This window comes from Brachybacterium sp., assembly GCF_036379615.1.
In the GTDB taxonomy this organism is placed as follows: Bacteria; Actinomycetota; Actinomycetes; order Actinomycetales; family Dermabacteraceae; genus Brachybacterium.
On the sequence record NZ_DASVGJ010000018.1, the window covers coordinates 65,347 to 74,682 of the forward strand.

The 9,336-nt window shown below is 70.9% G+C and carries 7 protein-coding genes; 2 read left to right on the plus strand and 5 right to left on the minus strand.

What is annotated here, in order from left to right:
- Positions 1 to 54 precede the first annotated feature (54 nt).
- From VF289_RS04020 to VF289_RS04040, 5 genes are all read right to left on the minus strand, one after another.
- Positions 55 to 2,964, minus strand: coding sequence for a DNA translocase FtsK (locus VF289_RS04020; protein ID WP_330881333.1), 2,910 nt, complete (start codon positions 2,962 to 2,964; stop codon positions 55 to 57).
- Between the two features lie 102 nt (positions 2,965 to 3,066).
- Entirely contained in the window at positions 3,067 to 3,363 is a 297-nt protein-coding gene (locus tag VF289_RS04025) for a hypothetical protein (protein ID WP_330881335.1), read from the minus strand.
- A 72-nt stretch (positions 3,364 to 3,435) separates the two neighbouring features.
- Complete coding sequence (gene dapA, locus VF289_RS04030; protein ID WP_330881337.1) at positions 3,436 to 4,344, minus strand: 4-hydroxy-tetrahydrodipicolinate synthase; 909 nt, start codon at positions 4,342 to 4,344, stop codon at positions 3,436 to 3,438.
- Between the two features lie 55 nt (positions 4,345 to 4,399).
- Positions 4,400 to 7,171 carry an asparagine synthase (glutamine-hydrolyzing) gene (gene asnB / locus VF289_RS04035; RefSeq protein ID WP_330881339.1) on the minus strand — a complete coding sequence of 924 codons (2,772 nt, stop codon included), beginning with the start codon at positions 7,169 to 7,171 and terminating at the stop codon, positions 4,400 to 4,402.
- Between the two features lie 161 nt (positions 7,172 to 7,332).
- Positions 7,333 to 8,061 (minus strand): HAD-IA family hydrolase, encoded by a 729-nt coding sequence (locus VF289_RS04040; protein ID WP_330881341.1) that lies wholly within the window; start codon positions 8,059 to 8,061, stop codon positions 7,333 to 7,335.
- 74 nt (positions 8,062 to 8,135) lie between these two features.
- Between VF289_RS04040 and VF289_RS04045 the strand changes: the two genes are divergently transcribed.
- The gene (locus VF289_RS04045; protein WP_330881343.1) at positions 8,136 to 8,918 is read left to right on the plus strand and encodes an AzlC family ABC transporter permease; all 783 of its coding nucleotides are present in this window, start codon (positions 8,136 to 8,138) and stop codon (positions 8,916 to 8,918) included.
- Positions 8,915 to 9,229, plus strand: a complete 315-nt coding sequence (locus tag VF289_RS04050) for an AzlD domain-containing protein (protein WP_330881345.1) — start codon at positions 8,915 to 8,917, stop codon at positions 9,227 to 9,229. Before VF289_RS04045 ends, VF289_RS04050 begins: the two co-directional genes overlap by 4 nt.
- The last annotated feature ends 107 nt before the right edge of the window (positions 9,230 to 9,336 follow it).

The window sequence follows — 9,336 nt, forward strand, 5'->3', positions numbered from 1 at the left end:
GTGGGAGTGGACGAGCGGTCGGTGCGCGACGAGGACGGGAGGTGGGGAGGGCGCTCACCGCCCGGTGAGGCTCCAGGCGTCCTCGCCCTCCTGCTCGTCGCCGTCGTCGTAGTAATCGATGGCGGGTTCGGTGCCGTCGTCGGCCAGGGGATCGCTCCCGTAGCGGTCCGAGGAGCCGTCCTCGTCCGCGCTCGGCGCGGGCGTGCCCGCTCCGAGGTCGACCGCCTGATCCGCGCCGTAGGGCTCCTCGCCCTCCCCCGCCGTGGGGGCCTCCTCGCCGCGGATGCGGGCGATGGCGGTGCCGAGCTCGTCGGGATGGACCATCACATCGCGGGCCTTGGACCCTTCGGAGGGGCCCACGATCTCCCGCGACTCGAGCAGGTCCATCAGACGGCCGGCCTTCGCGAAGCCCACCCGCAGCTTGCGCTGCAGCATCGAGGTCGAGCCGAACTGCGTGGTGACCACGAGCTCCGCGGCCTGCAGCAGCACGTCGAGATCGTCGCCGATGTCATCGTCGATCTGCTTCTTGGCCGCGACGACCTGGACGTCCTCACGATAGTTCGGCTTCATCTGGGTCTTGACGTGGTCGACGACCTTGTGGATCTCCGACTCGTTGACCCAGGCGCCCTGGACGCGCATCGGCTTGGCCTTGCCCATCGGGTGGAACAGGGCGTCGCCCTGCCCGATCAGCTTCTCCGCGCCGACGGAGTCGAGGATGACGCGCGAGTCCTGCAGCGAGGAGGTCGCGAAGGCCAGACGGCTGGGCACATTGGCCTTGATGATGCCGGTGACGACATCGACCGAGGGGCGCTGGGTGGCGAGGATCAGGTGGATCCCCGCGGCACGGGCCAGCTGGGTGATCCGCTGGATCGACGCCTCGACGTCGCGCGGGGCGACCATCATCAGGTCCGCGAGCTCGTCGACCACGACCAGCAGGTACGGGTACGGCGCGAGGCGGCGCTCGCTGCCCGCCGGGACCTTGACCTCGCCGGCGCGCACGGCCTTGTTGAAGTCGTCCACATGCTTGAACCCGAACGCGGCGAGATCGTCGTAGCGGGCGTCCATCTCCTTGACGACCCACTCGAGGGCCTCGGCGGCCTTCTTGGGGTTGGTGATGATCGGCGTGATCAGGTGCGGGATGCCCTCATAGATCGTGAGCTCGACCCGCTTGGGGTCGACCAGCACCATCCGCACCTCGTCGGGGGTGGAGCGCATCAGTATCGAGGTGATCATGCCGTTGATGAAGCTCGACTTGCCCGAGCCGGTGGCGCCCGCGACCAGCATGTGCGGCATCTTGGCGAGGTTGGCGACCACGTAGCCGCCCTCGACGTCCTTGCCCACGCCCATCACCAGCGGGTGCTCGTTGCGTCGGGCGACCGAGCTGCGCAGCACGTCGCCGAGCGCGACGGTCTCGCGGTCGGTGTTGGGGATCTCGATGCCGATGGCCTTCTTGCCCGGGATCGGCGAGAGGATGCGCACGTCGGCGCTGGCCACGGCATAGGAGATGTTCTTGTCCAGGGCCGTGACCTTCTCGACCTTGGTGCCCGGAGCGAGCTCGACCTCGTAGCGGGTGACCGTCGGCCCGCGGGAGAAGCCGACCACCTCGGCGTCGACCTTGAACTGCTCGAAGACCTCGGTGAGCGCGGCGACGACATGGTCGTTGACCTCGGAACGGGTCTTGTGGGGCGGTCCCTCGAGCAGGTAGGTGGACTCCGGCAGGGTGTAGACGATGTCTCCGGCCAGCTCCAGCTGTTCGCCGGCACGCGGCAGGTCGCCCATCGGCGGCGGGACCAGCTCGGGCTTCTCCTCCGCCGCGGGCTTCGGGGCCGCCTTGGTGGCTGTGGGGCGGGTCGCAGCACCACCCCCGGCCTCGGTGGGCATCGGTGCGGTGGGCTGCGGCGCCGCGGCCGCACCCTTGCCCGGGAAGGTCTTCGCGCGGTGGTTCTCGTCCTCGACCACGTCGAAGACTTCGGTCGAGTCGACAGGGGCACCCCGGCGCGGTCCGGTGCGACGGCCCTTCTTCTTCGAGGTGGCCACGGCGGCTTCCTCGTCCACTCCCTGCTCGAAGGCCTCATCCCCCACGTAGCCGAAGCCGTCGTGGTCGCGCTCGGCGGCCTCCGCCTCCGCCTTCTCCTTGCGGGTGCGACGGCGCGGCCGGCCCGCCGGCTGAGCCTCGGTGGTCTGCTCGTGCACCGCGGGGTCGACGCGCCGGGGGCGCAGCCCGAAGGCGACGCGCTCCTCGTCCTCCTCCTCGCTGCGGCCCATCATGACCTCGTACACGCCGCGCAGACGCGCCGGGATGGACTCGACGGGAGTGGCGGTGAGCACCAGGATGCCGAAGGCGATCAGCACCGAGTGGGCGATGATCACCGCGACGGGCGGGATCAGGGCCTCGAGCGGTGCCGCGGCGAGGTAACCGAGCACGCCGCCTCCGCGAGCCAGGGCGCCGATCCCGTCCGCCGGGGCGGGCAGCCGGGCCGAGACCGAGGCGATCGCCGAGATCGCGGTGAGCAGGATCGCGATGCCGATGGCGATCCGGGAGTTCGCGCGCACCTGGTCCGGGCGGCGGAACATCCGCAGCGCCCAGCCGGCGGCCAGCAGCGGGATCACCATCGAGGAGATGCCGAAGGTGCCGGCGACCACGGTGTGCACAGCGCCGAACACGGGCCCGGCGGACTGCCACCACTCGACGACGGCGACCAGGGTGGCGATGACCAGGAGGAACAGCGCGTAGCCGTCCCTGCGCTGCTCGGGCGGGACCTCCCAGCGCTGCACGCCGATCGACCGGACCATGCCGCCGACCATGCGCGCGATCGCGAGATAGCCGGAGCGCACTGCGCGCACCGGCAGAGGGAGCGTCGAGGGGTCGTTCGCCCCGGTGCCGCTGGTGCGCGAGGTGCCGGCAGCAGCGGTCCGGGAAGAGCCTTTCGACGCACGTGCGGGGGAAGACGTACGTGTCGCCATGGGGCCGATCCTACCGTCCGGGGGCCCTCACAGCCGGGAGGCTGGGTGCCCGGCGTCCCCCGGGAGGGCGCAGATCACGCGGCGCGGGGAGGGCGCGGGAGGTCAGGACTCGATGGCGAGGGGGATGATCATCGGGCGGCGTCGCAGGCGCCGGCCGACATGGCGGCCCACCACGCGCCACATGACCTGCTGCAGCTGATGAGGGTCCCGCCGCTCGCCCTGCTCCGCGAGGGCCTTCTCGAGAGCCGTGATGATCTCCGGGCGGATCCGTTCGAACACCTGGGCGTCCTCCGCGACGCCCCGGGCGTGGATCTCGGGTCCGCCGAGCGGGACGATGCGCAGGGTCCCCTCCGCCAGGGGCGGAGGCTCCGGGAGCGGGGAGGAGAAGGCGGTGGACATCGGTGCACCTCCGGGCGCTGACCGACGGGAGAGCCGGCCGGGTGGGACCGGAACCCCTCCCGATCCGGGGGCTCAGAGCAGACCCGCGGCCTCCAGAGCGGCGGCGAGGGCGCGCACCTGGTCCTGATCGGCCGGGACATGGGGGCCCCGCATCACGGCATGGGGCAGCACGCCCTGCAGGTGTAGCGCCGTCTTGGCCGCCACCGCACCGGGCAGCTGGCCCATGATCGCCTCGACCACCGGCACCAGACGTCGATGCGCGGTCCTCGCGGTGAGCAGATCGGAGCGGTCCACCGCCTCGATCATCTCCTGCTCGAGATCGCCGGCGACCTGGCTGACCACCGAGACGATCCCGGACGCGCCGAGCGTGAGCCAGGGAAGGTTCAGCGCGTCCTCACCCGAGTAGTAGGTCAGGTCCGACTGCGCCATGATCCGCGAGGCCTGCTGCAGGTCCGCCTTGGCGTCCTTGACCGCGAGGATCCGCGGGTTCTCGCCGAGCCGCATGATCGTCTCGTAGGCCAGCGGGATCCCGGAGCGTCCGGGGATGTCGTACAGCATCACCGGCAGGTCCGTGGAGTCCGCGATGGCCGTGGTGTGCGCGATGACCCCGGCCTGGCTGGGCTTGGAGTAGTACGGGGTGACCACCAGCAGTCCGTCCAGCCCGAGCTTGGCGTGCTCGCGGGCGAGGTCGATCGAGTGGGCGGTGTCGTACGTGCCCACCCCGGCGAGCACCGTGATCTCGGACCCGACCGCCTCGCGCACCGCGCGGGCCAGGTCGAGCTTCTCCACGTCGGTGAGGGTCGGGGCCTCTCCGGTGGTGCCGGAGACCACGATCATGTCGTGGCCGTGCTCGACGACGTGCCGGGCGAGCCGCTGGGCGGCTTCCAGGTCCACGCCGTGGCCGTCCTCGGTCAGCGGGGTGACCATCGCGGTCCCCACCGCGCCGAACGGCCGCGCGGGACGCAGGTCGGTGCTGGTCATGGTGTCCTCCCGATGATGCGGTGCTGTTCGGAGCCTAGACCAGCTCGTGGTGCTCTCACCGCCGCGACGCGTCGCCGAGATCCACCAGGATCGCCAGCGGGGTCCGCTGACGGCCCTGGCCGAGGGGGTTGTCCGCGAAGGTCGCCTCGAGATTCTCGTGCGGGGTGGCGACGTCGGAGCCCAGGACGTTGCGGCCGATGTCGTTGGCGTCCATCACCACGGTGCCCACGAAGCTGTCACGCAGCGAGGCGGGGATGTCCGCCCCTCGGATCGCCGCGGAGATCCGGGCGGAGACCGCATCCGGATCCTTCGGCGGGAGCTTGGCGGAGACGTTGGACGGGAAGGCCGAGTACGGGGTCGGTCCGTCGATCGCCCGCACGTTCGCGCCGACGACCTCGTAGAACAGCCCCTTGCGACGGACCACCTTGCCGGCGGCGCCGACGGCGGAGGCCGCCAGCACCCGAGGCAGTCCGACCTCGCGGATCGCGAGCTCCATCGTGGTGGGATCGCCCAGGCCGATTCCGGCCGGGGTACGGCTGACGAAGCGGCTGAGCACCTTCGCCGAGCGCCGGGGCCTGACCTCCCAGGTGAACCAGGAGCGTCCCTGTGCGATCGCGACGATCTTCTCGCTGATCACGAAGTACCAGGGCCTCCCCTCCGGCACGGTTCCGGCGGGCAGTCCCGCCGCGAAGCGCTCGACGCGCTCGCGCACCAGAGCCTCGATGTCGTCGCCTCGGGCCACCAGGGAGGTCTGCAGCGGGAGCCGCCGCCAGGTGTGCCCATCGGTCTCGGAGACCAGGTCGAGCTGCTTGTCGGGGTTGGCGACGTAGTCGCTCTTGGGCTGCTCGAGCTCGTCCTCTCCCGGGCTGGTCGCTGCGACGGGCGCCGCGGCAGGGGCGGCGTCCGGGGCCGGCTGGGCGGCGATCTCGGCGGAGCCGCCGAGCGCCCGGGTGGCGCCGTCGGCGTCGTCGAAGAAGGTGCGCATCCACAGCTCGACGTTCAGCAGTCGCCAGAACATGAGGGTGCCGTGGTTCTCGGGGTGGGCGATGTAGTCGTCGAACAGCGCCAGCACGCTCGGAGCGTCGAAGAACGGACGCGAGGCGAAGGACTCCGAGGCGAAGATGTCCCTCAGCTGCGGCGCGATCGAGCGGAACCACTCCCCCTCCGGGGTGGTGAAGCCGATCTTGTTGCGGCGCTTGGAGATCATGTCGGGGAGGATCCCGTCCATGGACTCGCGCAGGATCCGCTTGTTCCAGCCGTCGTGGATGATGGCGGACTCGTCGAGCGAGAACAGGAACTTCAGCAGCTCCTTGTCGACGAAGGGCACTCGACCCTCGATGCTGAAGCGCATCGTGTTCTTGTCCTCGTAGCGCAGCAGGGAGGGCAGCGAGGCCTTGAAGGTGTCCTCGAGCAGCCGCTCCTTGAGGTCGTCCTGGATCGAGGTGACCCTCTCTCCGCTGTGCTCGGCGACGAAGCCGGAGTTCAGCAGCGCCTCCATCGGCACCGAGGTGCGGCCGGAGAACCTGGTGCGTGCGAGCTTGCGCAGGATGTCGCGGGAGCCGACGACCTCGCTGGCGAGCTCCGTGAACCGCTTCTGGCGGCGCAGCTGACGCAGGTAGACGTAGAAGTACGGGTTGTACCCGGCCATCATCTCGTCGGCGCCCTGCCCGTCCAGCAGCACGGTGACGTGCTGGCTGGCCTCGCGCATCACCGCGTACTGCGCGTAGGGGCCGGTGGAGATGATCGGCTCCTCCTGGGTGCGCACGAAGTCGTGCAGGTCCTCGAGGAATGCCTCGGGCTGGGGCATGATCTTGTGGGCGGTGATCTGCCCGCGGTTCTCCTCCAGCAGCGCGTCCACGTAGCGCTCCTCGTCGTTCGAGGATCTGGGGAACACCGCGGAGAAGGTGTTCTGCCGGGAGCCGACGGCGCTGAAGCTCTCGTCCTGGGGCTGCTCGCGCAGGTGGCGGGCGATGACGGCCGCCACGGCCGAGGAGTCCAGGCCGCCGGAGAGCGAGGTGCCCACCGGGACCTCGGACTGCAGACGCAGCCGCACCGCCTCCTGGAAGCGCTCACGGTACTCGTCGACGACGGACTCGTCGTACGGGCGGCTGGGCCGGGCGGCGATCTCGCGCAGCTCCTCCTTGAGGCGGGTGAAGGAGGAGATCTCGGTGCCATCGGCGCGGATCTCGAGCACCTCACCGGACATCAGCCGGTGCACGCCTGCGAAGAAGGTGCGGGAGTCGTCGTCCTGGACGCGGAACTTCAGGTAGCGGTAGACCGCGCGGTCATCCGGTGCGGCCTCGAAGACGCGCGCGGCGAGCAGGGAGCGGATCTCGGAGCCGAAGACGACCCGCGGGCTCTCCCCCTCCCCGGCTGCGGGGTCGATCCAGTAGTAGAGCGGCTTGATGCCGAAGTGGTCGCGGGCGACGGTCACGGTGCCGGTCTCCGCGTCATGGATCGCGAAGGCGAACATGCCGTTGAAGCGATCGTAGGCGGCGGTCCCCCACTCCGCATGCGCCTCGAGCAGCACCTCGGTGTCGGAGTCGGTGCGGAAGGTGTGCCCGAGCCCCTCGAGCTCCGCGCGCAGGTCGAGATAGTTGTAGGTCTCGCCGTTGTAGATGATCGTGTAGCGGCCGTCGGCCGTGGTCATGGGCTGCGCGCCGTGCTCACGATCGATGATGGCCAGGCGGCGGTGGGCGAGGCCCGTGCGGTCGTCGACGAAGAGACCTTCGCCATCGGGTCCGCGATGGGCCAGCGCGCCGCTCATCCGACGGGCGATGCCCTCGGTGTCAGCACCGAATCCGTAGGTACCGGCGATTCCGCACATGCGAGGAGTCCTTTCGAGGGGAACGACTGCCGCTCCGGGTCACGGGGCTGGAGCGCTGAGCGTCCTCGACACCCTGGCGAGGGGGGCCTCCGGACGGATCGGGGTCGGCCGCCCGAGCTTATCAACGGGGTGGGCTGCGCCGAGACAGGCGCGACGTGACGTCAGTGACCGCGGCGCATGAGCAGCAGCTCGTCGCCGTCGACCCGCACTTCGAGATCATCCAGCGACGTGACCAGGGCATCTGCCAAGGGTGCGAGATCGCCGGCCGGCGTGGTGCTGGTCACCGCGATCGTGAGCGAGCCGGCTGCCGCGCCGGAGCGCAGCCCACCGATCGAGTCCTCGATCACGATGCTCGTGGTCGGATCCGCCTCGAGCCGCTGCGCGCCCAGCAGGTAGGGCTCAGGGTCGGGCTTGCCCTTGCCGACCTGGTCCGCGGTGACGAGACCGTCGGGGACGGGCAGTCCCGTGCGGGCCCAGCGGGCCTCGAACAGGGGCCGGGTGCAGGAGGTCACGATCGTCCAGGTCGGTCGGCCGAGCTGTGCGGCGGCGGCATCGAGCTCGCCGAGCAGCCGCTCCGTGCCCGGCAGCACCATGATCCCGTCGACGTCCTCGATCTCGAGCTGTTCGATCCGGCGGTGCGCCGCGGCCAGCTCGTCCTCCCCGAGATCGGGCAGCACCTCGCCGAGCACCTGTCGCGCCGGCTTGCCGTGCTGCTCGGGCCCGAACCGGAGGTCCGTGCCGAGCTCCGCGAACAGCCGGTCCCAGGAGCGCTCCACGGCGGGGCCGGAGTCGATGAGGGTGCCGTCCATGTCCAGCAGCAGCACGCCGCCGCGCAGCGGCAGGGTGTGCTCGGGATCGCGAAGGGAGGCGGGGTCCGAGGGTGCGGTCATGGCTCTAGATTCTCACACCACCGCGCGGACGGAGAAGCGGTGTCCTCCCTGGTGATCGTAGAGTGCTGAGCATCATGACCACTGCTGCACCGCCCCCGCGGCGGGGACGCCGCGCCCGCGTGGACGCGCCCGTGGGATCACCCTCGGAGTCCTCGCGTGACCGCCTTCGAGGCATCCGTCGCACCGGCCTGTCGATCGGTGTCGCGACCGGGCTGTACGGCATCTCCTTCGGGGCTCTCGCGACCGCCTCCGGCCTGGACGTGTGGCAGGCGATGGTGCTCTCGGCCGTGATGTTCACCGGGGGCAGCCAGTTCGCCTTCATCGGTGTCGTCGGCGGCGGAGGCTCGGCACTCGGCGCGGCACTGGCCTCACTGCTGCTGGGGATCCGCAACACCCTGTACGGGCTGATCCTCGCCCCCTCGCTGCCGCGGGGCGGGTTTGCGGGGCTCGCCCGCGCGCACCTCACGATCGACGAATCCGCCGCTCTGGCGGCCGGCGGCACCACCACCGAGGAGAAACGGGTCGGGTTCTGGTCGGCCGGGATCTGGGTGTACGTCTTCTGGAACCTCTTCTCCCTGGCGGGAGCCCTGGCCGGCCAGTATGTCGCCGATCCCGGGGCATGGGGGCTGGACGCGGCCGCAGCCGGTGCCTTCATCGCGCTGCTGTGGCCGCGGCTGCGCAGCGGGGAGGCGGTCGCCGTCGCGGTCGCCGCAGCCTTCGTGGCGCTGGTGACCACGCCGGCGCTGCCTGCGGGGCTGCCGGTGCTGGCGGCGGCGCTGGTGGCGGTGGTCGCCGGGATGCTGCCCTCGCGGCGCCGCCCCGTGCATCAAGGGATCCAGGACGAGGAGCGCCGTTGAGCCTGCTGTGGATCGCGGTGATCGCCGCGTCGGTGCTGTCCTTCGCACAGAAATGGATCGGCTACCAGGCTCCGCCGGACGTCCTCGAACGCCCGCGCGTCTCCCGCATCACCACCCTGCTGCCGATCGCCCTGCTGGGAGCGCTGGTCGCGACCCAGACCGCGACCAGCGGCAGTGAGATCGTGCTGGATGCTCGTCTGGCGGGCCTGGGAGCGGCCGTGGTGCTGCTGTGCCTGCGAGCCCCCTTCCTGGTGGTCGTGATCGGCGCGGCGGCCGTCGCCGCCGGACTGCGGGCGCTGGGCTGGGCGTAGTCGCGCTCGTCGCCGACTCCCAGGGGGCATCGCTGAGAGGAGACCGTCGCTCAGCCGCGGTGCTCGGCGATGGCTCGCCGGGTCGCCATCCGGGCGCCCTTGCGATC

Coding starts and splice junctions, on each gene's coding strand:
- VF289_RS04020 (WP_330881333.1), bottom strand. CDS start 2,964: ATGGCGACACGTACGTCTTCCCCCGCACGTGCGTCGAAAGGCTCTTCC.
- VF289_RS04025 (WP_330881335.1), bottom strand. CDS start 3,363: ATGTCCACCGCCTTCTCCTCCCCGCTCCCGGAGCCTCCGCCCCTGGCG.
- dapA (WP_330881337.1), bottom strand. CDS start 4,344: ATGACCAGCACCGACCTGCGTCCCGCGCGGCCGTTCGGCGCGGTGGGG.
- asnB (WP_330881339.1), bottom strand. CDS start 7,171: ATGTGCGGAATCGCCGGTACCTACGGATTCGGTGCTGACACCGAGGGC.
- VF289_RS04040 (WP_330881341.1), bottom strand. CDS start 8,061: ATGACCGCACCCTCGGACCCCGCCTCCCTTCGCGATCCCGAGCACACC.
- VF289_RS04045 (WP_330881343.1), top strand. CDS start 8,136: ATGACCACTGCTGCACCGCCCCCGCGGCGGGGACGCCGCGCCCGCGTG.